General features: G+C 65.0%; 25 protein-coding genes and 1 tRNA gene. 17 read left to right on the forward strand and 9 right to left on the reverse strand.

Features of this window, described 5'->3' with window-relative positions; genetic code table 11:
- Nucleotides 1-27: 27 nt before the first annotated feature.
- Nucleotides 28-339, reverse strand: a complete 312-nt coding sequence (locus ACQR0Z_RS20895) for a hypothetical protein (RefSeq protein WP_434919848.1) — start codon at nucleotides 337-339, stop codon at nucleotides 28-30.
- A gap of 193 nt (nucleotides 340-532) precedes the next feature.
- Complete coding sequence (locus tag ACQR0Z_RS20900; protein WP_434878138.1) at nucleotides 533-955, reverse strand: hypothetical protein; 423 nt, start codon at nucleotides 953-955, stop codon at nucleotides 533-535.
- 155 nt (nucleotides 956-1,110) lie between these two features.
- Here ACQR0Z_RS20900 and ACQR0Z_RS20905 point away from each other — a divergent pair, with 155 nt between their 5' ends.
- The 11 genes from ACQR0Z_RS20905 (at nucleotide 1,111) to ACQR0Z_RS20955 (ending at nucleotide 16,091) form a co-directional block, all read left to right on the forward strand.
- A complete protein-coding gene (locus tag ACQR0Z_RS20905; RefSeq protein WP_434878139.1) occupies nucleotides 1,111-1,755 on the forward strand; it encodes a trimeric intracellular cation channel family protein in 645 nt (214 codons plus the stop codon).
- Nucleotides 1,756-2,068: 313 nt separating this feature from the next.
- Nucleotides 2,069-5,560, forward strand: a complete 3,492-nt coding sequence (locus ACQR0Z_RS20910) for an indolepyruvate ferredoxin oxidoreductase family protein (RefSeq protein WP_434919849.1) — start codon at nucleotides 2,069-2,071, stop codon at nucleotides 5,558-5,560.
- A gap of 229 nt (nucleotides 5,561-5,789) precedes the next feature.
- The gene (locus ACQR0Z_RS20915; protein WP_434919850.1) at nucleotides 5,790-6,347 is read left to right on the forward strand and encodes a hypothetical protein; all 558 of its coding nucleotides are present in this window, start codon (nucleotides 5,790-5,792) and stop codon (nucleotides 6,345-6,347) included.
- 762 nt (nucleotides 6,348-7,109) lie between these two features.
- Nucleotides 7,110-8,258 (forward strand): thiolase domain-containing protein, encoded by a 1,149-nt coding sequence (locus ACQR0Z_RS20920; RefSeq protein WP_434919851.1) that lies wholly within the window; start codon nucleotides 7,110-7,112, stop codon nucleotides 8,256-8,258.
- Entirely contained in the window at nucleotides 8,258-8,647 is a 390-nt protein-coding gene (locus ACQR0Z_RS20925; protein ID WP_434919852.1) for a Zn-ribbon domain-containing OB-fold protein, read from the forward strand. The genes ACQR0Z_RS20920 and ACQR0Z_RS20925 overlap by 1 nt, the downstream gene beginning before the upstream one ends.
- A 252-nt stretch (nucleotides 8,648-8,899) precedes the next feature.
- Nucleotides 8,900-9,760 (forward strand): MaoC/PaaZ C-terminal domain-containing protein, encoded by an 861-nt coding sequence (locus tag ACQR0Z_RS20930; RefSeq protein WP_434919853.1) that lies wholly within the window; start codon nucleotides 8,900-8,902, stop codon nucleotides 9,758-9,760.
- Between the two features lie 140 nt (nucleotides 9,761-9,900).
- On the forward strand, nucleotides 9,901-10,779 hold the full coding sequence (locus ACQR0Z_RS20935; protein WP_434919854.1) for an SDR family oxidoreductase: 879 nt from the start codon (nucleotides 9,901-9,903) through the stop codon (nucleotides 10,777-10,779).
- 157 nt (nucleotides 10,780-10,936) lie between these two features.
- Nucleotides 10,937-11,890, forward strand: coding sequence for a dihydrodipicolinate synthase family protein (locus ACQR0Z_RS20940; RefSeq protein WP_434919855.1), 954 nt, complete (start codon nucleotides 10,937-10,939; stop codon nucleotides 11,888-11,890).
- Nucleotides 11,891-11,892: 2 nt separating this feature from the next.
- Nucleotides 11,893-12,696, forward strand: a complete 804-nt coding sequence (locus ACQR0Z_RS20945; protein WP_434919856.1) for an NUDIX hydrolase — start codon at nucleotides 11,893-11,895, stop codon at nucleotides 12,694-12,696.
- Nucleotides 12,697-12,809: 113 nt separating this feature from the next.
- Nucleotides 12,810-15,491, forward strand: coding sequence for a PAS domain-containing protein (locus ACQR0Z_RS20950; RefSeq protein ID WP_434878240.1), 2,682 nt, complete (start codon nucleotides 12,810-12,812; stop codon nucleotides 15,489-15,491).
- Between the two features lie 138 nt (nucleotides 15,492-15,629).
- Nucleotides 15,630-16,091: a hypothetical protein gene (locus ACQR0Z_RS20955; RefSeq protein ID WP_434878241.1), complete on the forward strand. Its 462-nt coding sequence runs from the start codon at nucleotides 15,630-15,632 to the stop codon at nucleotides 16,089-16,091.
- 15 nt (nucleotides 16,092-16,106) lie between these two features.
- Here ACQR0Z_RS20955 and ACQR0Z_RS20960 read toward each other — a convergent pair whose 3' ends face one another.
- Nucleotides 16,107-16,490, reverse strand: a complete 384-nt coding sequence (locus ACQR0Z_RS20960) for a VOC family protein (protein WP_434878147.1) — start codon at nucleotides 16,488-16,490, stop codon at nucleotides 16,107-16,109.
- Between the two features lie 219 nt (nucleotides 16,491-16,709).
- On the opposite strand from ACQR0Z_RS20960, the gene ACQR0Z_RS20965 reads away from it, so the two are divergent.
- The 4 genes from ACQR0Z_RS20965 (at nucleotide 16,710) to ACQR0Z_RS20980 (ending at nucleotide 19,087) form a co-directional block, all read left to right on the forward strand.
- Nucleotides 16,710-17,417, forward strand: a complete 708-nt coding sequence (locus tag ACQR0Z_RS20965) for a hypothetical protein (protein WP_434919857.1) — start codon at nucleotides 16,710-16,712, stop codon at nucleotides 17,415-17,417.
- Nucleotides 17,418-17,532: 115 nt separating this feature from the next.
- The gene (locus ACQR0Z_RS20970; protein ID WP_434919858.1) at nucleotides 17,533-18,012 is read left to right on the forward strand and encodes a hypothetical protein; all 480 of its coding nucleotides are present in this window, start codon (nucleotides 17,533-17,535) and stop codon (nucleotides 18,010-18,012) included.
- A gap of 149 nt (nucleotides 18,013-18,161) precedes the next feature.
- Nucleotides 18,162-18,572, forward strand: coding sequence for a DUF3775 domain-containing protein (locus tag ACQR0Z_RS20975; RefSeq protein WP_434858755.1), 411 nt, complete (start codon nucleotides 18,162-18,164; stop codon nucleotides 18,570-18,572).
- A gap of 68 nt (nucleotides 18,573-18,640) precedes the next feature.
- Nucleotides 18,641-19,087, forward strand: coding sequence for a host attachment protein (locus tag ACQR0Z_RS20980; protein ID WP_434858756.1), 447 nt, complete (start codon nucleotides 18,641-18,643; stop codon nucleotides 19,085-19,087).
- 502 nt (nucleotides 19,088-19,589) lie between these two features.
- Here the strand turns inward: ACQR0Z_RS20980 and ACQR0Z_RS20985 are convergent.
- The 4 genes from ACQR0Z_RS20985 to ACQR0Z_RS21000 form a co-directional block, all read right to left on the reverse strand.
- The gene (locus ACQR0Z_RS20985) at nucleotides 19,590-19,850 is read right to left on the reverse strand and encodes a hypothetical protein (RefSeq protein ID WP_434858758.1); all 261 of its coding nucleotides are present in this window, start codon (nucleotides 19,848-19,850) and stop codon (nucleotides 19,590-19,592) included.
- 81 nt (nucleotides 19,851-19,931) lie between these two features.
- Nucleotides 19,932-21,149 (reverse strand): acyltransferase family protein, encoded by a 1,218-nt coding sequence (locus ACQR0Z_RS20990; RefSeq protein ID WP_434919859.1) that lies wholly within the window; start codon nucleotides 21,147-21,149, stop codon nucleotides 19,932-19,934.
- Nucleotides 21,150-21,303: 154 nt separating this feature from the next.
- Nucleotides 21,304-21,380: transfer RNA gene (locus ACQR0Z_RS20995), tRNA-Arg, on the reverse strand.
- Between the two features lie 113 nt (nucleotides 21,381-21,493).
- Nucleotides 21,494-21,754 (reverse strand): hypothetical protein, encoded by a 261-nt coding sequence (locus tag ACQR0Z_RS21000; RefSeq protein WP_434919860.1) that lies wholly within the window; start codon nucleotides 21,752-21,754, stop codon nucleotides 21,494-21,496.
- Nucleotides 21,755-21,970: 216 nt separating this feature from the next.
- Here ACQR0Z_RS21000 and ACQR0Z_RS21005 point away from each other — a divergent pair, with 216 nt between their 5' ends.
- Nucleotides 21,971-22,414: a hypothetical protein gene (locus tag ACQR0Z_RS21005; RefSeq protein WP_434919861.1), complete on the forward strand. Its 444-nt coding sequence runs from the start codon at nucleotides 21,971-21,973 to the stop codon at nucleotides 22,412-22,414.
- Between the two features lie 140 nt (nucleotides 22,415-22,554).
- On the opposite strand, the gene ACQR0Z_RS21010 is transcribed toward ACQR0Z_RS21005, so the two are convergent.
- Together ACQR0Z_RS21010 and ACQR0Z_RS21015 are read right to left on the reverse strand one after the other, a co-directional pair.
- A complete protein-coding gene (locus tag ACQR0Z_RS21010; RefSeq protein ID WP_434858762.1) occupies nucleotides 22,555-22,842 on the reverse strand; it encodes a histone in 288 nt (95 codons plus the stop codon).
- Between the two features lie 70 nt (nucleotides 22,843-22,912).
- Complete coding sequence (locus ACQR0Z_RS21015; protein WP_434919862.1) at nucleotides 22,913-24,358, reverse strand: cryptochrome/photolyase family protein; 1,446 nt, start codon at nucleotides 24,356-24,358, stop codon at nucleotides 22,913-22,915.
- A gap of 125 nt (nucleotides 24,359-24,483) precedes the next feature.
- On the opposite strand from ACQR0Z_RS21015, the gene ACQR0Z_RS21020 reads away from it, so the two are divergent.
- Nucleotides 24,484-26,187 (forward strand): Cache 3/Cache 2 fusion domain-containing protein, encoded by a 1,704-nt coding sequence (locus tag ACQR0Z_RS21020; RefSeq protein ID WP_434858764.1) that lies wholly within the window; start codon nucleotides 24,484-24,486, stop codon nucleotides 26,185-26,187.
- Nucleotides 26,188-26,312 lie beyond the last annotated feature (125 nt).

A 26,312-nucleotide genomic window follows, 5' to 3' on the forward strand; every position in this document is an offset into this window, starting at 1 on the left:
TCTTTTGACGATCAAAACGCGCTGCGCCTAGTCGCGGTCCACGCCGATGCCGACGCTCACGCCGGGCGCGCGGATCCCGATGCCGCCGCGGTCCTCATAGCGATGGCGTTCGATGTAGCGCTCGCGCGGCGCATAGGCGTAGGAGTCGCGGTCGCGGTCCTCGATGATGACACGACGCTCGCGGTGCTCTCGCCAGCAGCGGCCGTCCTCGTTGCAAACCATGCGGACCATCTGGACGTCGCGCTGCGGGGTCACCGAAACCTGCGGCGAGAGTGGCGCAGCCGAAGCAGCCGTCATCATGAGCGTGCCGGCCGCGGCCGCGAGAGCCAAAGCTTTCATTGTTCGTCTCCTCCAGGAGTGTTGTGTCAAAGTGCCGCACATTCAATCGCGAAGCGCGGCAATCGTTCCAGCGCGGCCTCCTTCGCGTGCAACAAACACGTCGTGTGCAACAAACAAAAAGGCGGCGGATGATCGCTCACCCGCCGCGGAGTTGCTGATGGCGCTGAGCCATCCGCGAGATTGGTTGTTGGTCTTATTTGGCGTTGTTGGTCTGGCCAGCCGGCGGCGCTGCCGGCGTGGTCCGGTCACCCGCGGCACCGGTGGTCACGCCGGGCGAGGTGTTGGTGCTGCCCTTGCTGGTCGACGCCGACTGCGAGGCAGGGGTCGTGCTCGCCTGGTCGGTCCGCATCGAGGCGCTGTTCAATCCATAGAACACGGCGCCGAGCAGGATCGCGATGCCCAGCGCATAGGCCGCCATGCGGCCCGTCGACGCCCGCCCTTCGGTGAGTTCGGGATCGGGCTGCAGTTGGCTGTCCAGCCGCGCGGCGCGCTCGTACTCAGTGCCGGTCATGCCGGCGCCGGTCATGTCAGCACCGGTCACGCCGGGCCGCGTGCCCATGTCCGGGCGGTTCATGCCGTCGGGGTAACGTTCGTTCGGAAGTCGTTCGTTGGCCATGGAGTCCTCCTTGCAATTGTCCCCCGACAACCAGGGCAGCCCCGGCTCTGTTCCGCGAAACCCTGCGAATTCGCGCGTTGCGCCGCGCAGCGACGCGCTAAGGTTCCGCGTCAGCGTGAGCGATTCTGATTGACTGATTTGCCCTGGAGCTCCCGATGTGGAACCTGCCGCCCGCCGATAGCGTGTTGCATCTGTTGTCGTGGGTCGCGCTTGCGGCGCAGGCGATGACGGCGGCGCTTGCGGCCGGCCGTCGCAGCATGGACTGGATGGGCGTCTGCCTGCTCGGCGCCATCACGGCGCTCGGCGGCGGGACCCTGCGCGATGTGCTGCTCGGGCATTATCCGCTGGCCTGGGTCGCGCAGCCCTCGCTGCTGCTGCTGACCTTGCTGGCGCCGTTCGTGACCATCGCGATGGCGCGCGTCGTGCACCGGCTGACCATGGCCTTCCTCGTGCTCGATGCCATCGGGCTCGTCGTGTTCACGATGTCGGGCTGCACCATCGCCTGGCAGATGAACGTGCCGTTCGGCATCGTCATCGTCGCCGGCATGATCACTGGCTGTGCCGGCGGCGTGCTGCGTGACATCCTGTGCAACGACGTGCCGCTGCTGTTCCGTGCCGAGCTCTATGCCAGCGTGTCGCTGCTCACCGGGCTGATCTATGCAACGGGCCTGTTGCTCGGTCTCGGCAGCGGCATCCTGACCGCGCTGACTTTCGCCTTCGGCCTGTCGTTCCGGCTATTGGCGATCCGCTACAAATGGAACATGCCGCAGTTCGTGTTCACGGGAGAGGGCCGGAGCTGACGCATCTTTCGCGATGCACAATGAGCCAGCTTGCGGGGGCAGCGCCGGCGGCAACGATTCGGTAACTGTCCGCCAGCCGGAGAGAAGCCATGGCGGACATCATCCCATTTCGCGCGGGCGGCGGTTTTCGACACAAACCGCAAAGACCGACGCCGTCGGCTGCCATGAAATTGCGATTTCGAGTGGCTGCCCTGCATCCGCGAGATTTGTGATGCGCATTCTTGAAAAGCAGACTTAAATCATTGGCAGATCGCGCGCTTCCGCCCGACGGCGGCAAGCGGCGCACCCCGATAAAGCACGGCAAGAGGGCGGAATGGGCATCAACGAGAGCGAGATCAATCTCGACCAGAAATACACCGCAAGCTCCGGCCACATCTTCCTGACCGGCATCCAGGCGCTGGTGCGGCTGCCGATGGCCCAGATCCGGCGCGACCGCGCCGCCGGCCTCAACACCGCCGGCTTCATCTCCGGCTATCGCGGCTCGCCGCTCGGCGGCTATGACCAGCAGCTGTTCTCCGCGCGCAAACATCTTGAGCAGTACAACATCAAGTTCCAGCCCGGCGTGAACGAGGACCTCGCGGCGACCGCGGTGTGGGGCTCGCAGCAGCTGCATCTGTCGCCCGGCGGCAAGTATGACGGCGTGGTCGGCATCTGGTACGGCAAGGGCCCCGGCGTCGACCGCTGCGGCGACGTCTTCCGCCACGGCAATGCGGCGGGCTCCGCCAAGAACGGCGGCGTGCTGTGCCTCGCCGGCGACGACCACGGCGCCAAATCCTCCACCGTACCGCACCAGTCCGACCACGCCTTTATGTCGGCGCTGATGCCCTATCTCTATCCGTCGTCGATCCACGAGATGATCGAGATGGGCCTGCTCGGCATCGCGATGTCGCGCTATTCCGGCTGCTGGGTCGGCATGAAGGTCATCACTGAAACCGTCGAGACCACCGCCGAGATCGACCTCAACGACGAGATGACGCCGTTCGTCATCCCCACGGATTTCGAGCTGCCGCCGGGCGGCCTCAACCTGCGCTGGCCCGACGACCGCTTCGAGCAGGACCGCCGGCTGCAGGACTACAAGGGCTTTGCCGCGATCGCTTTTGCCCGCGCCAACAAGGTCAACCGCATCACGATGGATTCCCCGAACGCCCGCTATGGCATCATGGCGTCGGGCAAGAGCTACGAGGACATCCGCCAGGCGCTGCGCGAATTGGGGATCACCGAGGAGGTCGCTGCCAAGATCGGCTTGCGCCTCTACAAGATCGGCATGCCCTGGCCGCTGGAGCCGGAGGGCGTGCGCCAGTTCGCGGTCGGCCTCGAGGAGATCTTCATCATCGAAGAGCGCCGCGAGATCGTCGAGAACCAGGTCAAGCAGGAGCTGTTCAACTGGCGCGATGACGTCCGCCCGCGCATCGTCGGCAAGATGGACGACCACGACAAGCGCTTCCTGCCGTTCGCGACCGAGCTCTCGGTCGCCTCGCTCGCGACCTCGCTGACCGAGCGGCTGCTTCGCCTCGACCTCAATCCCGAGATCAAGGCGATGCTGCGCGCCAAGGCCGACTGGTTCAACGGCCGCGACGCCTCGCAGATGCAGCTGGTCTCGCCGGTGGCGCGCACGCCGTATTTCTGCTCGGGCTGTCCGCACAACACTTCGACCAAGGTGCCCGAGGGCAGCCGCGCGCTGGCCGGCATCGGCTGCCACTTCATGTCGCTGTGGATGAACCGCAACACCGAGACGTTCACGCATATGGGCGGCGAGGGCGTGCCGTGGGTCGGCATCGCACCGTTCACGGGCGAGGAGCACATCTTCGCCAATCTCGGCGACGGCACCTATTTCCATTCCGGCAGCCTCGCGATCCGCCAGGCGGTCGCCTCCAAGGCCAATATCACCTACAAGATCCTCTACAACGACGCCGTCGCGATGACCGGCGGCCAGCGCCATGACGGCGACCTGTCGCCGCAGCAGATCACCTTCCAGCTCCACGCCGAGGGCATCCGCGAAATCTACCTGGTCTCCGAAAATCCCGACTCGTATCCGAGCGACAGCATCGCGCCGGGCGTCAAGCTCGCCCATCGCGACGAGCTCGAGAACGTCATGAAGACCTTGCGCCAGACCAAGGGCGCCTCGGCCATCGTGTTCGTGCAGACCTGCGCCGCCGAGAAGCGCCGCCGCCGCAAGCGTGGCACGATGGAGGATCCGCAGCGCCGCGTCTTCATCAACCCGGCCGTCTGCGAGGGCTGCGGCGACTGCTCGGTGCAATCGAACTGCATCTCCGTCGAGCCTTTGGAGACCGAGCTCGGCCGCAAGCGTGTCATCAACCAGTCCTCGTGCAACAAGGACTATTCCTGCGTGAAGGGCTTCTGCCCGTCCTTCGTCACCATCGACGGCGGCAAGCCGCGCTCGCGCGCACCGGCCGAGCTCGGCGACATCGGCGAGATGCCGGAGCCCTTGACCAAGCCGTCGCTCGACCGGCCCTACAATGTCGCCGTCGGCGGCGTCGGCGGCACCGGCGTGCTGACGATCGGCGCGCTGCTCGGCATGGCCGCGCATATCGAGGGCAAGGCCTCGATGATCCTCGACATGTCCGGTCTCGCGCAGAAGGGCGGCGCGGTGCTCAGCCATGTCCGGCTGTCGCAGAACACCGCGGATGTGACCTGCTCGCGCATCGTCACCGGCACCGCCGATCTCGTCATCGCCGCCGACGAGGTGGTGGCGGGCGCCAAGGAGACGATCACCTTGTGCGACAGCGAGCGCACCCATGGCGTGATCAACAGCCACCTGATCCCGACCGCCGACTTCGTGCTCAACCGCGATTTCAATTTCCAGAACCGCAAGGTGACGAGCCTGCTGGAGACCGCGCTGCGCAAGGACGCGACCTTCTTCGACTTCACCAAGCCGGCCGAGGCGCTGCTCGGCGACTCCATCGCCACCAACATGATGATGATGGGCTATGCCTATCAGAAGGGCCTTCTGCCGCTGTCGGCGGAGGCCATCGAAAAGGCGATCGCGATCAACGGCGTCGCCGTCAAGATGAACACCGAGGCGTTCCGGCTCGGCCGTCTCATCGTCGTCAATCCCGAGCGTGTCGCCGGCATGATGACCGGCCAGGACGAGACGGTGCCGCCGAAATCGCTCGATGCGATGACCTTGGACGAGATCATCGCCCACCGCACGGCGCATCTCACCGCGTATCAGAACGCACGGCTCGCCAAGCGCTACCGCAAGCTGGTCGACCAGGTCCGCGAGGCCGCTGAGAAGGGCGGCTATGGCGAGGCGCTGCCGCGCGCTGTCGCGATCAACTACGCCAAGCTGCTCGCCTACAAGGACGAGTACGAAGTGGCGCGGCTGTTCTCGGACGGCACCTTCGAGAAGCAGCTCCACGATGCCTTCGAGGGCGACTACAAGGTCTCCTTCAACCTGGCGCCGCCAATCTTCAACAGCGGTCTGGACCCGCAGGGCCGCCCAAAGAAGAAGAGCTACGGCCCCTCCATGATGAAGACCTTCCGTCTGCTGGCGAAGCTGAAGGGCCTGCGCGGCACGCCGCTCGACATCTTCGGCTACTCCGCCGAGCGCAAGATGGAACGCGACCTGATCGCCGGCTACGAGAAGGACGTCGCCACGGTGCTGAGCCTGCTGTCGCCGGCCAATGCCGAGATCGCCGCCGAATTCCTGTCGCTGCCCGACAAGATCCGTGGCTACGGCCCGGTCAAGGAGAAGGCCGTGCAGGATGCCAAGGTGCGCTACGCGCAGTTGGCGGCCGACCTCGCCAACCCGCCGCCCGCGCCGCGCCAGATGGCGGCCGAGTAGGGCGCCACACGCGAGGTGTCGTAGAGTGGGCAAAGCGCCGCCACCGGCGGCGCGTGCCCACCGTCTGGCGGCGTGTTCATTGCTCGATGGCGGGCACGTCGCGCCGCTCCGCGTCGCGCCTTTGCCCCCCTACGACATCCTCGTGTCTCTGTGATATTCGACGCTTCAGGCTCGTAGCGGGCGAGGATCAATGATGCGGCGCATGGGATGTTTGGCTGTGATGATGTTCATGGCGTCGCTGTCCGCGAGCGCCCATGAGTTCTCGATGCAGGGCGTTGGCCCGGTCCGGCTTGGCATGACCGTCGCACAGGCCGAGCGCGCGCTGAAGGCAAAGCTGGGGCCGGTCTTGCCGCCATTCGCGAGGGATTGCTACGTCACCGGTCGTAGGGACGGGAAAGACAAAGCGCTGTCCTACGTCATCGTCAATGGACGGATCGTCGTCGTGACCGTGTTTCTCCGCGACTATGCGCAGCCGGATCCGGCCGTCGTCGATGCGAACGGGATTGGGGTGGGCGCGACGGAGGCGGACGTTCGCCGCGGATATCCGCAAGTCAAGAAGGAGCTGTCGCCCGACTTCCGGGGCATCAGTCCGGAGCAGGCCGAGGAATTCGCACGCGACCGCGCCCGCCACGGAGTCACCGAGCCGGAGCCCCCGCCGCATTATTGGATGATCGCAGAGGGAAGCGATGGCAAGCGCGCCATCGTCTTCGAGACGCAGGATGGCAAAGTCCTTTCCTTCAGCGTTGGGCTCAAGCCTGAGGTTCTGCTCAACGAGAATTGCATTTGACCATGCCCGTCGTGCAGATTTTGCTTTACGAAAACCAGAAATCATGCTCTATTGTCGCTATCCCGTCTCACTTCGGAGGGGCGTTGCGCGCGATCGTCACGACACGCGAGGCGGGGAGCGATGGCCGCGAGGAAGCCGCAGCGTAGCTTGCTACGCGGACGAACGGTTTTGCGCGGACGTGAAGTCGCAGCGTGCTGGCACCCCGATGCTGGTGTCACGTTCGTGACGGCGCTCGCGCGCCGCGCGGGCAATGGTGGCCAACAAGCCCGGCGCACCAGGCAGACTGCGTATAAGCGTGAAGACCATCGCGCAGGGAAGGCCGGGCGTTGTCCGGCTGCACCTGTGGTACCTGCCGCCTGCATTTTTTCTCGCAGGCGGGCCGCAGGCGTCAGCCGACGCCTGGCCTTCCCTGCGCCCTCCGACTGATGAGGGTGAAAGAGATCAGCATCACTCGGGCAGAGATGTCGCGAGGCCGCGGATGTATGTTTGATGCGAAGGTTGTCGCCAAACACTCGGTGTCATCGCCCGGCTTGACCGGGCGATCCAGTATTCCAGAGACCGCGGTGATTGAATCGATGAGCCGCGGCGTACTGGATCGCCCGGTCAAGCCGGGCGATGACAGCGGAGTAAAGCGCAGGACCACGTATCATCTCCACCGCGCGGAATATTTTCCGCGATTGCCAAGACGCTTGCCAAGACTCCTGCGAGGGTTCAGAAAATCTCCAACCATCGGGCAAGAAACGACGACAAGCGGAGACCGAATTGACCATCAAGGGCAAGGCCTACATTGCCGGGATCTACGAGCATCCGACCCGGCACGCACCGGACAAATCGACGGCGCAGTTGCATGCCGAGGTCGCCAAGGGCGCGCTGGAGGATGCGGGGCTCAGCGCGAAGGACGTTGACGGCTATTTCTGCGCCGGCGATGCACCGGGCGGCGCCTGGCCGATGGTCGATTATCTCGGGCTGAAGGTGCGGCACATCGATTCCACCGAGACCGGCGGCTGCTCCTATCTGATCCATGTCGGCCATGCCGCCGAGGCGATCGCCGCGGGCAAATGCTCGATCGCGCTGATCACGCTCGCCGGCAAGCCGCGCACCGGTCCGATGCCGCCGCGCGCCGCCGGCGCGGAAGCCGATTTCGAGGCCGCCTACGGCGCCACGACGCACAACGCCTACGGCATGTGCGCCATGCGCCATATGCACGACTACGGCACCACGTCCGAGCAGCTCGCCTGGATCAAGGTCGCGGCCTCGCACCATGCGCAATACAATCCGCACGCGATGCTGAAGGAGGTCGTGACGGTCGAGGACGTCATCAACTCGCCGATGATCTCCGATCCCCTGCATCGCATGGATTGCTGCGTCGTCACCGACGGCGGCGGCGCGCTGATCGTAACCACGCCGGAGATCGCCAAGAGCCTGAAGAAGCCGCTGGTGCGGCTGATCGGTCATGGCGAGGCCATGAAGGGGCCGCGCGGCGGCAAGGATCTCGACCTGACTTATTCTGCCGGCGTGTGGTCCGGACCGCGGGCGTTCGAGGAGGCGGGCATCACGCCGAAGGACATCAAATACGCCTCGATCTATGACAGCTTCACCATCACCGTGCTGATGCAGCTCGAGGATCTCGGCTTCTGCAAGAAGGGGGAGGGCGGCAAGTTCGTCGCCGACGGCAATCTCATCTCCGGCGTCGGCAAGCTGCCGTTCAACACCGATGGCGGCGGCCTGTGCAGCAATCATCCGGTCAACCGCGGCGGCATGACCAAGGTGATCGAGGCCGTGCGCCAGTTGCGCGGCGAAGCCCATCCCAAGGTGCAGGTGCAAAACTGCGATCTCGCCATCGCCCATGGCACCGGTGGCCTGCTCGGCGTGCGCCACGCCGCCTCGACCTGCATTCTGGAGCGCGTCTGATGTCTGAAGCCAAGAAATTGCCCGCCCCCGTCACCAATCCCGAGACCAAGGCGTTCTGGGATGCCGCCGCCGAGGGCAAGTTCCTGATCAAGCGCTGCACGTCGTGTGGCGAGGCGCACTACTTCCCGCGCTCGATCTGTCCGTTCTGCTTTTCGGATCAGACGGTGTGGGAGCAGAGCGCGGGCGAGGGCGAGATCTACACGTTCTCGATCATGCGCAAGTCGCCGACGGGGCCGTATGCGATTGGCTATGTGACCTTGAAAGAGGGGCCGTCGCTGCAGACTAATTTCGTGGATTGTGATTTCGATGCGTTGAAGATCGGGCAGAAGGTCAAGGTGGTGTTCAAGCCCACCGACGGCGCCCCGCTGCCGTTCTTCACGCCGGTGTAGTTGAGGGTACAGATGCATCCACGCGTCATTGCGAGGAGCGAAGCGACGAAGCAATCCAGGGCGTCTTGCGCGGCCCTGGATTGCGTCGCTGCGCTCGCAATGACGATGGAGGGCGAGCTGTGCACCCCATAACAAGTGTGGAGGGTGGGCAAAGGCGCGGAGCGCCGTGCCCACCGTGGTCGTTGCAAGAAAAGCGGTGGGCACGCTTCGCTTTGCCCACCATGCGAAGAAACGAAAATTCGGGGAGGCGACATGCCGATCAACTACGATGAGCTGATGGCGATGAAGGCGATCGGGCAGCCCTATGCCTACACGGATCGCGACGTCATGCTGTACGCCTACGGCATCGGCATGGGCGCCGATCCGATGGACGAGCGTGAGCTCGCTTTCGTCAACGAGGCCACTGCTGAACCGCGGCCCCTGAAGGTGGTGCCGACTTTCGCCTCCGTCGCTGCATGGGGCGCGGGTCCCGGCGACATGAAGCTGAACCGCGTGCTGGTGGTCGATGGCGAGCGCGACATCACCTTCCACAAGCCGCTGGCGATCGCTGCGAAGATCACCGCGGACTCCTCCGTCCTCGCCGTGTCCGACAAGGGCAAGGACAAGGGCGCCGTCATTCGCCACCAGACCATCCTGCGCGACGAGACTGGCGCCGCGCTGGCAACCCTCGTCGCCTCCCGCTTCGCCCGCGGCGACGGCGGCTTCGGTGGCCCCTCCGGCGGCATCCCCGAGCCGCATCCAGTGCCGTCACGTGCGCCAGACCGCAGCGTCGATATTGCGACGCGGCCAGACCAGGCGCTGATCTATCGCCTGTGCGGCGACCGCAATCCGCTGCACTCCGATCCCGAATTCGCCCGCCGCGCCGGCTTCCCGCGGCCCATCCTGCACGGCATGTGCACCTACGGCCTGACCTGCCGCGCCGTGCTGCAGACCTATGCGGACTACGACGCGTCGGCGTTCAAGCAGCATGCCGCACGGTTCTCCTCGCCGGTGTTTCCGGGCGAGACCGTGACGGTCGATCTGTGGAAGGACGGCGATGTGGTCTCATTCGAAGCGCGGGTGAAGGACCGCAACGTTACCGTCATCAAGAACGGCAAGACGGTGCTGGGTTGATAGATATGTGTTTGAGTCACGCCTGTTAGTTGTCGTCATGCCCGGGCTTGACCCGGGCATCCATCCTCTTCCGAAGATGGATGGCCGGGTCAAGCCCGGCCATGACGAGTAAGCAAAAACACAGCGCAGGAGGACACACCATGGGACTGCTCGACGGCAAGGTGGCGCTGATCACCGGCGCAGGTGGCGGGCTCGGTGAGGCCTACGCAAAACTGTTCGCGCGCGAGGGCGCGGCGGTCGTCGTCAACGACCTCGGCGGCCCGCGCGACGGATCCGGCTCCGACCTCTCGATGGCCGAGCAGGTCGTCGCCGCAATCAAGGCCGAGGGCGGCCGCGCGGTCGCCAATGCTGCCGACATCTCCACCATGGCCGGCGGGCAGTCGGTGTTCGACGACGCCATCCGGCATTTCGGCCGCGCCGACATCCTGGTCAACAATGCCGGCATCCTGCGCGACCAGACCTTTGCGAAGGCGATCGAGGCCGACTGGGACAAGGTGATCCAGGTCCACCTCAAGGGTACCTTCTGCTGTACCCTGCCGGTGTTCCGCTGGATGCGCGACAATGGCGGCGGCGTCATCGTCAACACCTCCTCGACCTCGGGCCTGATCGGCAATTTCGGCCAGTCCAACTACGGCGCCGCGAAGGGCGGTATCTGGGGCCTGTCGAACGTGCTGGCGATCGAAGGCCGCAAGTACAACATCCGGGTCTGGACCCTGGCGCCGGGCGCGCTGACGCGCATGACCGCCGACCTGCCGCGCTACAAGGAGAACCCGGGCGCGGCGCTGACACCCGAAGGTATCGCGCCGGCCGTGCTCTACATGGTCAGCTCCCTCTCGGGCGACCAGACGGGGAAGGTCCTCGGCGTCTCCGGCCCGCGCGGTGTGCGCGAGTTGCGCATGATGGAAATGGACGGCTGGAAACCGCCATCCTCGGCCTGGAAGGCCGAGGACATCGCGGATCATGCAGGGGAGATATTCTTTTCGGAGGACGAGATTCGAAAGTCCGCGCGGCGGTTTTGATGTATGTCTGGCCCCGTTCCGGGGGCCCGCCGAAGCTCTGTAGAGCGAGGCGAAAGTGAGGTTCCGGAATCCAGAACGATGATCGGCCAGATCGACTCCGCGCCCTGCGCCGGGCAGCGCCTTGCGGAACGACGCCAGAGAGATTGGAGACCAGACGATGAAGCTCACCGCCGCCGCCAAAGGCACCTTCGCGATCGCGCCGACGCCGTTCCACGATGACGGCCGCATCGACGAGGCCTCGATCGATCGCCTGGTCGATTTCTATGCCGAGGCGGGCTGCGACGGCATCACCGTGCTCGGCATCATGGGCGAGGCGCCGAAGCTCGACGCGGCCGAGTCCGCCGAGGTGGCGATCCGCTTCGTCAAACGCGCGAAGACCATGCAGATCATCGTCGGCGTGTCGTCGCCGGGCTTCGCCACGATGCGCGCGCTGGCCCGCGCCACGATGGATGCGGGCGCTGCCGGCGTGATGATCGCGCCGCCGCCGAGCCTGCGCACCGACGACCAGATATCAGGCTATTTCAAGCAGGCGCAGGACGCGATCGGCGAGGATATTCCCTGGGTGCTGCAGGACTATCCGCTGACGCAGCAGGTCCAGTTCACGCCCTCCGTCATCCGCAAGATCGTGATGGACAGCCCGTCCTGCGTGATGCTCAAGCACGAGGACTGGCCCGGCCTGGAGAAGATCTCGGCGCTGCGCGGCTTCCAGAAGGACGGCTCGCTCAAGCCGCTGTCGATCCTGTGCGGCAACGGTGGTCTCTTCCTGGATTTCGAGATGGAGCGCGGCGCCGACGGCGCCATGACCGGCTACGCCTTCCCGGAGATGCTGGTCGACGTCGTCAAGCTGTCGCAGGCCGGCAAGCGCGACGCCGCGCACGACCTGTTCGACGCGCATCTGCCGCTGGTGCGCTATGAGCAGCAGCCCGGCGCGGGCCTCGCCGTGCGCAAATACGTGCTGCAGAAGCGCGGCGCGATTGCGTCCGCCGCGCAGCGCAAGCCGGCGTCCGCCATCAGCGCCGCAGCCAAGGCCGAGGTCGACTATCTGCTGTCGCGCGTCGCCCGCTATGACGCCCGTGCCAATTTGCAACCCCGAGCCACTGCCGCGGAGTAACCATGGCTGACGCTGCCGCCGTTCGTCCCGCCTCGACCGTGCTGCTGCTGCGCGACAGCGCAGCGGCCCGGGAGATCGAACTCTTCATGATGGTGCGTCACCATCAGATCGAGTTCAATTCGGGGGCCTTGGTGTTTCCAGGCGGCAGCGTCGACAACGGCGATCGCGAGATCGCCGGCAACCCCGAGCTCTATGCCGGCGATCACGGCCTCGATGCGGAGGCGCTCGGCTTCCGCATTGCCGGCGTCCGCGAGACCTTCGAGGAGAGCGGCATCCTGCTGGCGCGCCGCAAAGGCGCGCAGGCGCTGATCGAAGCGGAAGCCGCCCGGGCCATCGAGGCCGAGCATCGTCTCGCTTTGTGCGAGAGCAAGATCAGCTTCCGCGACGTCATCGAGGCCCATGGCCTGGTGCTGGCGCTCGATGCCCTCGTGCCCTACGCGCACTGGATCACGCCTGAGGGCATGCCCAAGCGGTTCGACACCTGGTTCTTCCTGGCGGCCGCGCCGCCGGCACAGCTCGGCGCCCATGACGGGCGGGAGTCCACCGATTCCATCTGGCTGTCGCCGCGCGAAGCGCTGGCTGGCGGCGACGACGGCCGCTTCAAGCTGCCGTTCCCGACCACCCGCAACCTGATCCGGCTTGGCAAACAGGCCACCGTGGCCGACGCGCTGGCGACCGCCCGGGACATGGCCATCGTGACCGTGATGCCGGTCATGACCAAGACGGCCGACGGTGGCCGCCAGCTGCGCATCCCGCGCGAGGCCGGTTATGACGGGGAGGTGTTCGAGTTCGGTGCGGCCGGTTAACCGCACACGTCATTTTTCGTCTCCGAGGGGATGCGCCGAAAGCCGTTGTTCCTTATTTGTTCAGGCAGCCGTTTGACGGCTGGTGTATAGTGCGGTTCCGACCATCGGATCCCATGAGTAAACGCGCTGATTTCGGCCTGGCTTGCGACCGACTCCGATCCCTCACGATCGGACGGATGATCTTTGGCAGCTTTTTGCTGCTGCTCGCCGTCATCACCGCCACCAGCATGGCGAGCGTCATCGCCATCCGGCACATCGACTCCACCTTTGCCGAGCTGCAGCGCCTGCAGGGTGTTGGCGATCTCGCCGAGGAGATCGACCAGCGCATGAACGAGCTGCGGCTCGCGGCGCGTGATTTCGTCACCGATCCCGGCTCGCGCTCGGACCGCGTCATGGAGGCTGCGACCGAGCTCAGCGCGCTCCTGAAGAAGACCCGCCTGCAACTGGCGCCGGAGCAGCAGGCGACCATCGACGGCGTCGCCCAGCGGCTTGCCAACTACCGTGAGGGCATCGATCGCATCAGCGCCCTGATCGCGCAGCGCGCAGAATTGCTGACGGGGCTTCCGGCGGCGCGCGCGGGTTTCGAGGAAGCCATCGCTGGTGTCACCGAGCGCAGCACCGCGCGAGCGCTGTTCCAGGTTCAGAACCAGATCGGCGCGGCCTTGCTGGCGCGCGATCCGGCCGGCGCCGAGCAGGCGGCCCGCAGCATGCGCGCGTTGCCGATCGAGGACAGCACGCTGCGCGCGGCTGCCGACCGCTATGCCGAGGCGATCATCGCCATTGCCGGCACCGAGGACGAGATCGCGCGGCTCGACAAGGAGGTGCTGGGCATCGAGGGCCGGCTCATCGGCCGCGTTACCGAGCTGTTGCGGACCCTGAGCGACAGCCAGGGCAAGGTGCTGTCGCGCGATTTCGCCCGGACGCTCGCGGAAACCAAGTGGCAGAGCATCATCTTCGGAACGGCGGGAGTTCTGATCGGAATCTTTGCCGCCTCGTTCGTGGTGCGCCGGACCGTGAAGCCGCTCGCCTCGATCGCGCGCTCGATCCGGGCTCTCGCCGCCGGCGAGAAGGCGGCGTCGATCCCGCAGACCGATGTTCAGAACGAGATCGGCGACATCGCGCGGGCGGCCGAGGTTTTCCGTCAGACGCTGCAGGACGCCGATGCCGCGCGTGAGGCCGCGGTTCGCGCGCTGGCCGAACAGCGGCTGGCCGAGGAGAGCTACCGCAAACTGTTCGAGGCCTCGATCGACGGCATCTACGTCACGACGCCGAGTGGGCTCGTGCTCAACGCCAATCCGGCCCTCGCACGCATCATGGGCTATGAATCGCCGGGCGAGCTGATCCAGAGCGTCAACGACATCGCCGATACGATCTACGTCCATCCCCTGGCGCGCGAGCGCTACCAGCGGCTGATGCGACGCGACGGCATGGTGCGCGAGTTCGAGTACCAGGTGCGTCGGCGCAACGGCGAGATCCGCTGGCTCTCCGACAGCGCCACCGTGGTCCGCGACGAGAACGGAGAGGTCGTACGCTACGAGGGCGTGGTCCGCGACATTACCGACCAGAAGCGGGCCGAAGATGCGATCGCCGAAGGACGGCGCTTGCTGCAGCAGGTCATCGACACCGTGCCGGCGGTCATCAACGTCAAGGATCGCGAGCTGCGCTATGTCCTGATGAACCGTTACATGGCCGGCATCTTCAACGTCGAGCCCGAGGATGCGCTGGGCCGCACGACGGGCGAGCTGATGTCGCGCTACGGCGCGAGCAAGACCGACTCCAACGACAAGCGCGTGCTCGCGACCAAGGACGGCCTTGGCTTCTATGAGGAGGAATACCTCGATTCCTGCAACGTGATGCGGCAATGGCTGGTCAACAAGCTGCCGTTGCTGGATTCCGATGGTGAGGTCGACAAGATCGTGACCGTGGCGCTCGACATCGGCGAGCGCAAAAAGAGCGAACAGGAGATGCGCAAGGCCAAGGAGGCCGCCGAGACCGCGCTTCGCAACCTGCGCGAAACGCAGGCCTCGCTGATCGAGGCCGAGAAGCTCGCGGCGCTCGGACGCATGGTCGCGGGCGTCGCACACGAGGTCAACAATCCCGTCGGCATCAGTCTGACGGTGGCATCCGCGCTCGAGCGCAAGACCGAACGCTTCAGCGAGGCGGTGACGCGCGGCGATCTCCGGCGCTCCAGCCTGAATGAGTTCATCGAGACAAGCCGCAATGCGGCGGCTCAGCTGGTCGCCAATCTCAACCGCGCGGCGGAGCTGATCCAGTCGTTCAAGCAGGTGGCGGCGGACCGCAACTACTCCGACCAGCGCAGCTTCGATCTGGCCGACCTTACCGAGCAGGTCGTGATGAGTCTGCGCCCGGGCGTGCGCAGACAGAACCTGACGGTCAATGTCGACTGCCAGCCCGGTCTCGTGATGAACAGCTATCCCGGGCCTTATGGCCAGGTTCTGACCAATCTGTTCCTCAATGCCGTCGCGCATGCATTTCCCGACGGCAGGCCCGGCGTGATCGAGATTCAGGCCCGCGAGTCCGGGCGCGACAATGTCGAGATCATCTTTTCCGACAATGGCTGCGGCATGTCGCTCGACGTGCGGCGGCGCGCCTTCGATCCGTTCTTTACCACCCGCCGCGATCAGGGCGGCACGGGTCTCGGCTTGCACATTGTCTACAACATCGTCACCAACCGGCTCGGCGGCCGGCTCGATCTCGATTCCGAGCCGGGCGCGGGGACGCGCATTCAGCTCATTCTGCCGCGCACAGCGCCGCTGGAGCAGGCGGCGGAGTAGGGCGGCGCGCCAAGATGTGGCGCGACCACGTCAGACTCCGGATTGACTCTCACGAAGCCGCGATCGAATCAAAATCTGGCCCGGTCGATGCATCTGTCCTGATGCACCCTGAGGTGGTGCAGGAGCCAGATGGACCAGATGGAAATGAGCAAATGGATCGTGCCCCGCGGCCATGCGCCGCATCGTTCTGATCGCGCCGTCACCAGCATTGGCGGTTCAAGGCGGCATCACGCCGGACGTTGGAAGCCGCCCATCCAGATGACCGGCGCGGCGCTACTGATCGCGCTCGCCGCACCGCCGGCGCAGGCGCGCGACCGCGGCCAGTACGCGAACTCATCGCCGGAGATGAAGGCCTGGTTCGACGGCCTGCGCAGCGGCAAGGGCCCATGCTGCTCCGATGCCGACGGCAGCGCCGTCAGCGATGTCGATTGGGAGAGCAAGGGCGGCCACTACAGGGTCCGCATCGAAGGAGAGTGGCTCGATGTCCCCGATGAGGCCGTCATCACCGAACCGAACCGCGTCGGACGCACCATGGTGTGGCCGATGCGCGGTTATCAGGGGCTCTCGATCCGCTGCTTCATGCCGGGCAGCATGACATAGCGGACACCCGGCCGCTCAGACGTATTTCTTGTCGCGCTCCAGGAGCTCGATCGAGATGCCTTGCGGCCCGCGAATGAAGCAGATGCGAACACCGGGGCGGATCGTCGTCGGCTCGGTCGTGAAAGCGACGCCTTTGGCCTTGAGTGCGGCGGCCGCGGCGTCGATGTCCTTCACGGTCAGGCCGAAATGGTCGAGGCCCTGGTGTGGCGTCACGGGCGGCTCGTTGACGCCGTCGCCGGGCTCGACCTTGGCGATGAAGATGTTGGCGCCGCCGAGCTTCACGTCGATGCGGCCGGGATTGCGCACGATCTCGCCGCCGAGGATCTCGCGGAGCCAATTGGCGGTCGCTTCGGGGTCCGGACTGCGCAGATGGATGTGGTCCCAGGTGACTTGCAGCATCGTCGATGTCTTTCGAGTGAGTGAACCGCGGCCGCGGCAGCGGCGTTGGGCATGTGGCGGCAATACGCGGACTTCTACCGGCTCGCCGTCGGGGGCGCCAGTCCAGCACATGAAGCGGTATCCGGGCCTGCCCTCCTATTGTCGGCTTTGCACGCTACGTTTCCCCCGCTTGCCGATCGAAGCCTCCAGACGCCCGGCCGGGCAGCCGATGGTGCAGACATGAGCGCGGGTCTCTTTCATTCGCAGGAGCGCAAGCTTGGTCCTGCAGCTTCGCCAGCCGCGAAGCGGCGCGGATCGGCTTATCTGCCTCTCGGTGCCGCGCTGTTCGGATTGGCGACGCTCGCGGCATTGACGTTCGGGATGGTCGGCTGGGTGGTTCTGTCCGTCGACGAGGGCGAACTGGCCGAGGCCGACGCCAGCCTGATGCCGTTGACGTCTGATGCGTCGGCCGAGCCATCCGCGGGAGAAGAGGATCGAACGGAGCCGTCGCGGGGCTTCGTGTCGGTGGCGCCAGGAGCAGCGGCATACGGCGCCCAAGCGACCGTCGGTGCGGTGGCCAGCCCGGCCTCCAGTTTCATGAATGCCAATGCGAGTCTTCCGCCGCAGCGGTCGGTACCGGCTGCTGGTGACCCGGCAATTTTGTCCGGCCTGCGGATCAGTTCCCAGTCCTGGCAGCGCGGCGGTATGGGATCGAAGGCGCTGGTGACGTTCACGCTCCGAAACAGCAACGGCTTCGCCGTGCGGGACGTCGAGATCAACTGCGCCTTCAGCCGCCGTGACGGCAGCCATGTGACCGAGCGCCGCCGAGTGGTCCCGGGCGAAGTCGGCTCCAGAAGCCGCAAGACCTTTGCCGCCGTCCCTGTCGGATTTGTCAACGTTAATGTCAGTACGGCCAAATGCGCGCTGGTTGCAGCGACGAAAATCTAATTATGTCGCGCTAGTTCTCCGTGACCTTTGAACCTGAGCGTTCGGCGCGGGAACATACTGTCATGATCCTCCGTTAGGTGGATGTCGGCGCAGGTGCCGACGGAGCGGTAAACTTATGCCCATTCTGCGTTACTTCCTTTTTGTCGGCGGAGCTTTGCTCGCGTTGTTGGTCCTCGCCGATTCGGTATTGCCGAGCGTGCCGCTGCCGACCACGTTAACATCTGCGTCGGAACTTCCCCCTGTCCGCATCCAGTCCACGCGCAAGTGGCCGGAGCGGATCGTGATGGATACGGCGGCCGTGGTTCCCGCAAGCGCTTCCGAGAAACTGGCCAAGGTGGAGCAGCACGCGCAGCCGGCGGCTGCTGTAGAGCCGGCCAAGAGCAGTGCACGGGACGCCTATGCCCAGATGACACCTGCCGAGGTGCGCCCACAGGCGGTCGCGCCCAAGTCGGCCGAAAAGCTCCACGCCGCGAAGCTCTCCGAGGCGGTCAAGACGACGGACTCGAAGAAGCGCAAGGTCGCGAAGGCGCCGGGCCGACCGATGATCCTCGTGGCGCAGCAGCCGCACTCCGGCCTGTTCGACTCGACCTGGTAACTCTGCGCTTCCGATCAGCCGACGGCGGCAAGCCGCGTACCACGCCGCCAGACTGCCTTGATCTTGCGCAAAGTGCGCTCTGCCCGGAGCGCCTAGCGTCACTTGGATGGGACCAGGGAGCGTTGCCCGGGGACCCACGGAGACGCTGTATGACTACCACGCCCACGTTGTCGATCTCGCCGGAAAAGGTCGCCTTTGTCGTCACCAAGACGCATCAGTACGAAATGGAAGCGTCGGAGCCCGAACTGCTGGCCGGTCTGACTGATGATGATTCGTCCACCGGCACGGGCGGACGGGGGACGAGCACCGATCGCTCCGAGCTGGTCAGCTTCATTCGTGGGCTCAACGTCGACGAACAGATCGATCTCGTGGCGCTGACCTGGCTGGGCCGGGGCGACGGCTCGCTGGAGAATTGGGATGAGCTCCGCGCTCAGGCGGCTCAGGCTCACAACAATCGCACGGCAAACTATCTGATCGAAACGCCGATGCTTGGCGACTATCTGGAAGAGGCGCTCTCGGAGTTCGGCCTCTCCCTGGAAGACTTCGAAGAAGGCATCTAGCTGGACGACGTCAGTCTCCCAGCCAGCCGCTTGGTTCTTCGTTGATATTGCGAGGATGGAGTAAGCTCATGGACAAGATGAAGGTCGGAACGGGTGATTGGGTCGTCGTGTGCGACGGCCGCAAGGCGCTGATCCTCGAGAACATCGGCGACAGCATGTTTCCGAATCTGCATACCAAAGAGGTCCGCGAGCACGAGAACGAGCGGACCGGCGCTCAGGGTACGGATGCGCCCGGCTCGGTGCAGCAGTCGTTCGGCCACGCCCGCAGTTCGGTTGAACAGACCGACTGGCATGACCAGGCTGAGCGCGCGTTCCTGAAGCAACTGGCCGACCGCTTGCATCATGCCGTTCTGGCGGGCGAAACCAAGGCTGTGACCATGGTGGCCTCGCCCCGTGCGCTCGGCATGATCCGCGCCGACTATTCGGACGCTGTCCGCAAGGTCCTGCACGGCGAGGTCCACAAGGACCTGGTCAAGCTGCCGGTCTACGAGATCGAAAAACAACTGCTGGCTTGAGCCGAGGAGCCGGCCTTCGAACCGACGCCGCCGACACACTCGGCATCTGGATCCCGTCGCTGTCGTGTGGCAGCGACGGGATCTTTTTATGGCGCTCTCCTGCAACGCCTTCTCGAGGCTGTTGGCCAAAATCCGTCCAAACATGGTCGTACTGACGCCGCCCTGGAACCGGAGAAGTCGTTCCCGGTTGGAGCTTGCGGAACGTTGGCGGGATACGGAGTGAAGGGGATCGGGCCGATGCGGCTGTTGTTTTGGGTTACACTGCTTGGCGCGCTTGCGGTTGGCACCGGGATCTCGGCCGCCAACGAGACGTGCGGTCCAGGATGTTACGTTGCGCCTAACGGCGGTTGCGTGGTCAACGGCTGGGAAGTCGGCGCACCGGTGTGGAACGAGTGTCCCGCGGGCGCCCGTCCGCGACCGCCGTGCGGCGCGGGATTTCGATGGAGCAGGCAAGCCAGGGCCTGCTTGATGAAGTGAACCGCCGACGCGTGCGGCGTCGAGTTCAGGACTGTGAGGAGGGGACAGTTGGCGCGGGCACGGACTCGATGTCTAGCGTGAACAGTCGCTCTTCGTCCGAAACGTCCGAATGAGCCAACACCTGCTGCAGCAGCGTGATGATTGCAGTCGCCCGGTCCTGCTGATCTGCGTCGTCATAGCTCGCAGCCGCCAGCACCGAGCCGTTGGTTTCGCACTTCGCCTTGATCTGGATAATCATCGTTGCATCCTTGCCGTATTCGATGCGCGACAGACTGGCTGCAATCATCTTAAATTCGCACCAAATGATCCGAGTAAACCCGCGGTAGAAAATGACCGGTGGGCTTGAACCGGCTGAAGTCGACTTCGTTCAGACCGGCTTTGCGCGGATCACGTCCCGCGGGGCGCTGGTGCCGAAAGACTTCCTTAACCATGTCCGTGCGGGAGCCTCGATCAGCATGTAGGCAATCCAGGCAATTGCCGTCGCGATCATGACGAACAGGCCCAACCGAAGCACAAGCTCGACGGCTCGAGGCGCGTCGGACTTGCCGATCATCGCGAGCCGAATGAGGAAAGGGTGCAGCAGATAGATCGAATAGCTGCATTCGCCGCCGACGATCATCGGTCGTGACGACAGCCAACGCGCATAGCCGTAGCGGCTAGCCGCAATGAACACGATCGTGAAGCCGATGATCTCGATCAATCGGACGGCGAGTTCGATGGAGAACGACAAGCCCGGCAGCCGCGGTTGCAGGAACAGCAGTACCGGTGCGCAGACGAGGCTGACCAGTGAAATCCAGAAAAGGATGCCGACGCCGCGCCGTTCTCCATCGATCACACTCGTATTGGCGCGGTTCTGATAGATCATCGCGGCAAAGCAGCCGGCGATGAACTGGGCGATATGGAGGTAGGGCGAGTAATAGGTGAGCCACTGCATCCCGTGCTGCGTGAGACTCGGCGCAATGGCCTTCAATGCGGCATCGCCAACGCTGAAGAAGGCAACGATCGTCAATGCAAACAGAGCGACGTTCACGAGCGCGAGCCCGATCATGGTCGACAATCTGACGACGCTCCCGAGCAGCAGACAGACGAACGGAAACAGCAGGTAGAAGAACAGTTCGACGCTGATCGACCAGAGGTGCTGCAATGACGGAACAACCGCAACCAGCATCGTGCCGTTCTGAACCGGAAACCAGGCCTGGGTCATCGTCAGAATGAACCCCAGCGAAGGAGCCGACAGACCTCGGGCAATCATCAGATACGTGATGATCACAAGCACCACCGCCGCGTACATGGGATAGAGACGCGCAAATCGTGCGATCGCGAATTCGCGCAGGGCGGGGCCAAGCGGTTGCGACCGCAGGCGTTCGGCATAGTTCAGCCACAGCACGAATCCGCTGAGCACGAAGAACATTGTCATGCCGATGCTGCTGACCTGGGCGATCAGGTCCGGCAGCGGGCCTGACGCCAACGAGGGGGCGCCATGTCCGACGGCCACCGTCGCGGCCGCGACGAAGCGCAGGCCGGTCAGCGAACCGATGAAGCGTTGGTCATTCACGGTCGGAGATTGTCCTGAGGGCTGGGTCACGCGGGCGTTTTAGAAACAGCAGCCCGCGCAGGCAACCGGATCTCCTGAGGGTGTGTTAGGCAAGAGGTCAAATCCGGCGATGTGACCCCAGCTCCCCGTAGCGGCATGATAAAGTGCTGACGAACGTTTTTCCAACTCTGGACGGAGAGCATACTGGCGCGCTCGGAGAGATTCGAACTCCCGACCCTCGGAATCGAAATCCGATGCTCTATCCAGCTGAGCTACGAGCGCGCAGTGCGGATCAAACCCCACGTGAACCGGATACCAGACTTGGCTGGGCAAGGCCAGCCTCCGTCACGCATGAGGTGGGCGGTCGCAGAGGTGCGACATCCCGCGGCGAAAGATTAGAAGCAGGGATGCCGGCGTCGGTCCTGGCCGATATAGGCCGCCGAACTCTGGTAGCAATGGTTGGTCGACGGGCCATCATAGAACGCGAAGGTGCCTGGTAGGGCGCCGGGACCGTAGTTATGGAGGAAGCTGATCGCGTAAGGCAGGCCATGGTGGTGGCGATGGTGCCTATGGTGGTGGCGCGCCTCCGAGGGCGCGGGACATAGGGCCACCCCGGCCGTGACCAGGGCGGCGGCGAGGAAAGCGAGCTTGCTCATGTCTTTTCTCCGGAAACAGCGCTAAGGCCAGCCAACTGACCGACAATCTAACCCCGAACGGGCGGAAAGGGTGCCGCAAAGGCGGATATCGGTCAAAATTTTGGCCTTTTCCGCATGCTTAACGAATCCGTGACAAAGTCCGGCAAAATCGTCGTGCAGTGGCGGCCGGCCTTGTCGCGACCTTGCCGAGATACGACCAGGTTTTTCGTCCGCTTAATGAACCGCCTGATTCCATGCGTGGTGCTTTCGCTGGTCGCCGCCGCTCCGGCGCGCGCGGATCTGCATATCACGCGCGATCATGGCGGCTACATCGAGGAATACAAGGCGAAGTATAAGCACATCCGCGACACCCGCCAGCGTGTCATCATCGACGGCATCTGCAATTCCGCCTGCACGCTGGTGTTCGGCATCGTGCCGATGAACAAGATCTGCGTCACGCCGAAAGCGAGCCTCGGTTTTCACCAGGCCTACTACGACAAGGCCTTCACGTTCGGCATCAAGGTCACCAGCGTGGAGGGGACATCCGAGCTGATGTCCTATTATCCGGATTCCGTGAAGGACTGGATCCGCCGCAATGGTGGGCTGACCACCGAGATGAAGCGGATCAAGAACGGCATCGAGCTCTGGAAGATCGTCGATCCATGCCCGGACGCCTGGTGAGCGGAACCCGGGCAAACAGCGACGCCGTCGACACGAACGAAACAATCCAGCGCCAGATCGTCCCCACTACCGGGCACTGGATTGTTTCGCCTGGACTGTCAGCACCGGGCGTTACCCGCTTCAGTCCCCAACCAAGCCGATCAGCGCTTGGCCTTCTTCGTCTTCTTGGCCGCTTTCTTGGTGGCCTTCTTCGCCGTCTTCTTCGCAGCCTTCTTGGCGGCTTTCTTCACGGTCTTCTTGGCCGACTTCTTGGTGGCGACCTTCTTGGCCTTGGCGGCGGCCCGCTTGGGGGCGGCCTTCTTGGCGGGGGTCTTCTTCTTTGCGGCCCGCTTGGCCTTGGGAGCCGCGGCGGTCACAGGATCCGTCGCAGCCTCGGGCGGCGTGCCCGGCGCGGCGACGGTCGGGTCGGTGAGTGTGGTGTCGTCCATATCGGTCCCCCGATTTGTTGGAAACCCGAGGACGATAGCTGGATTCTCCGTGCTGTCAAAGCGAGCGCAACTAATCACTTGTGCGCAAGCGCGCGTAGGCCGCCAGCGCGCGCTCGCGCCCCAGCTTGTGGTCGACGGCCGGCGCCGGGTAGGAGCGTCCGAGTGCCACGCTCGCCTCGGCGAGCTCGAGCGGCTTTGCTGCCCAAGGTTGATGGACCAAAGGGGCCGGCAGGCGCGCCAGTTCGGGAACCCAGCGCTTCACATAGGCGCCTTGCGGATCGAACTTCTCGCCCTGCAGCACGGGATTGAAGACCCGGAAATAGGGGGCCGCATCCGCGCCGGAGCCCGCGACCCATTGCCAGCTCGCCGGGTTGCTGCCCGGGTCGGCATCAACCAGCGTATCCCAGAACCACTGTTCGCCCAGCCGCCAATCGATCAGCAGGTGCTTCACCAGCAGCGAGGCCACCACCATGCGGACGCGGTTGTGCATGCTGCCGGTGTGCCACAGCTCGCGCAGGCCGGCGTCGACGATCGGATAGCCGGTCTGGCCGCGCTGCCATGCCGCAAGCGCGGCGTCATTCTGAATCCACGGAAAGGCGTCGAACGACGGTTGCAGGTTGCGGGTGGCGAGGTCGGGATTGTTGAACAGCAAATGCCGGCTGAACTCGCGCCAGCCGACCTCGCTCAGGAACTTGTCGATCCCCTTCGCCAATGCGGGACGCTCCTCGGCGGCGAAGCGCGCGGCGTGAAAGACCTGGCGCGGGCTGATTTCGCCGAAACGTAAATGCGGTGACAGCCGCGAGGTGGCTTCGATGTCGGGGCGGTCGCGGTCGGCGGCATAGCTGCCGACCGCCGTTTCGAGAAACTGAGTGAGGCGCTGCTGCGCCGCGCGCGCACCCGGCCGCCAGGCGTCGCGCAGTCCGCCGGCCCAGTCCGGCTTCGTCGGCTCCAATCCCAATTCGTCGACGGCGAGGCTCGCAAGGCCGGCCAGCGGCGTCAGCCGGACCGGCGTCGGCAGCGGCTTCGGCGGTGCGCCCAGCGCCAGCACGCGCTTCCAGAACGGGGTGAACACGCGCGGCCCGCGTCCGTCCTTGCCGCGCATCTCGGCCGGGTCGACCAGCAGGTCATCCGCGAAGACGCGGGTCTTCACATCGATCCTGCCAAGCGCCGCCTCGACACCGTCGGCGACGGCGCGGTGACCGCTCTGCGCGACGTCGTTCCAGTACACCGCGGCGGCCTTGGTCTCCGCCGCGAGGTCGCCGAGCACCTTTGCCGCCGGCCCCCGGCGAATCACCAGGTCGCTGCCGAGCGACTGCAACTCCGCGCGGAGTGCACGCAGCGATTGCGCCAGCCACCATCGCGTCGCTCCTCCGAGAGGACGGAGCTCGGGACTCTCCTGATCGTAGATGTAACTACAAACAACCGGGCCGCCGGCCTGGGCTGCGGTATACAACGCGGGGTGGTCAGATAGCCGCAGGCTCTCGCGAAACCATACGATGATAGGGCTGGAACTCATTCTCAGGTATCTTTTTGCCGCTTTGTGCAGGACAGTCCGTATTCTTCCTGCCGGAAAATAATGGGTTGGAAACGAAGTACGGGCAGTTTGAGATTCAGTTGCAGTTCCCTGGGAAGGTTTCTGACGTGCCCGTCAAATTGAAGCTCGGCACCAAGGCGCTGATTGGCGCCGTTGTCGTCATCGCGTTGAACACGGCCCTCGTGGTCGGCGCCGCCTACTGGTCGCTCACGAACGAATTCGCCGATCGCGCCAAGCGCGACATCGAAGGTAATCTGCGGACGTTTGCGCTGGCGTTCGGCGAGACCTTCAAGGACGCCAAAGTCAACGTGCAGAACGGCGTCGTTTCGCGCATCGAGATCCCGGCCATTCCGGAGATCAAGGATCACGCCATCGTCGACCGCGCCGTCTCCTATGTCGGCGGCAGCGCCACCTTGTTTGTTGTCGATGACGGCGGCCAGTTCGTGCGCCGCTCGACCAATGTGAAGAAGGAGAACGGCGACCGCGCGGTTGGCACGCAGCTCGCGGCCGACCATCCGGCGCAGGCGCTGCTGCGCAGGGGCGAGGCTTATAAGGGGCCGGCCACGCTGTTCGGCAAGCCGTTCATGACCGCCTATTTCCCGGTGACCAGCCCGGCCGGCAAGGTGATCGGCATCCTCTATGTCGGCGTGCCCATGGCCGAGCTCGACGCGATGCTGTCGCAGGCGATGCAGACCATGATCGTAGCGGCCGCGGTCGCGGCGCTGCTGGTGCTCGGACTGACGATGCTGGCCGTGAGCCGCATCACCAAGCCGTTGAGCGCCGTCACCGAGGCGCTGACGGCGATCGCCGAGGGACGCGAGACTGTCGAGATCAACTCCGACGAGCGCGGCGACGAAATCGGCGAGATTGCCCGCAGCCTCGTCGTGTTCCGCAGTGCGGCCAGCGAGCGCCGCCGCATGCGCGAGGAGCAGGTGGCGGCCGCGACGGCCGCGGTCGAGCAGCGCAAGGCCGAATTGCAGCGCTTCGTCGACTCCTTCCAGGCCAGCATCGGCGGCATCATCGAGAACGTGCTGACCTCGTCGAGCGAGTTCGAGCGCGAGGCTCGCCAGCTCACCCAGACGGCGCGCACCACCGCAGACCTGTCGGGGCAGTCGGCCGGCGCCTCCGAAAACGCCTCGGAGCATGTCCGCACCGCTGCGGCCGCGTCCGACGAGCTGTCCGGCTCGATCGCCGAGATCATCCGCCGCGTCCAGGAATCCAACGCCATCGCCGCCGAGGCGGTCAACCAGGCGACCGCGACCGACCAGCGCATCAAGGAGCTGTCCGACGCCGGCAACCGCATCGGCGACGTCGTCAAGCTGATCACCTCGATCGCCGAGCAGACCAATCTGCTGGCGCTGAACGCCACCATCGAGGCCGCCCGCGCCGGCGATGCCGGTCGCGGCTTCGCGGTCGTGGCCCAGGAGGTCAAGACGCTCGCCGGCCAGACCGCCAAGGCGACCGAGGAGATCTCCAGCCAGATCGCCAATATGCAGACCGTGACGCAGGAATCGGTCGACGCCATCAAGGCGATCAGTTCGACCATCGAGCGCATCAACGAGATCGCGGCATCGATCTCGGCCGCTGTCGAGCAGCAGCGCGCCGCCACCCAGAACATCACCCAGAGCGTCCGCTCCGCGGCGAGCGGCACCGCCGAGGTCGTCAGCAACATCCGCAGCGCGGCGCGCGGGGCCGGCGAGACCGGCGAAAGCTCCAACCGGATGTTCGCCTCCGCCCAGGCGCTGTCCGGCGAAAGCCTGCGGCTGAAGGCCGAGGTGCAGAAGTTCCTCGACGGGATGCGCGCGGCGTGACATCGCGGCTCGCCTCGCGCCGACGCCAGCTCTGTCGTCATTCCGGGGCGCGCGACGCGCGAGCCCGGAATCCATAGACACGACTGGCAATCGCGCCGAAGAACGACGCCACGGGAATCTCGCTC

The organism is Bradyrhizobium sp. HKCCYLS3077, assembly GCF_051167555.1.
Classification (GTDB): Bacteria; Pseudomonadota; Alphaproteobacteria; order Rhizobiales; family Xanthobacteraceae; genus Bradyrhizobium.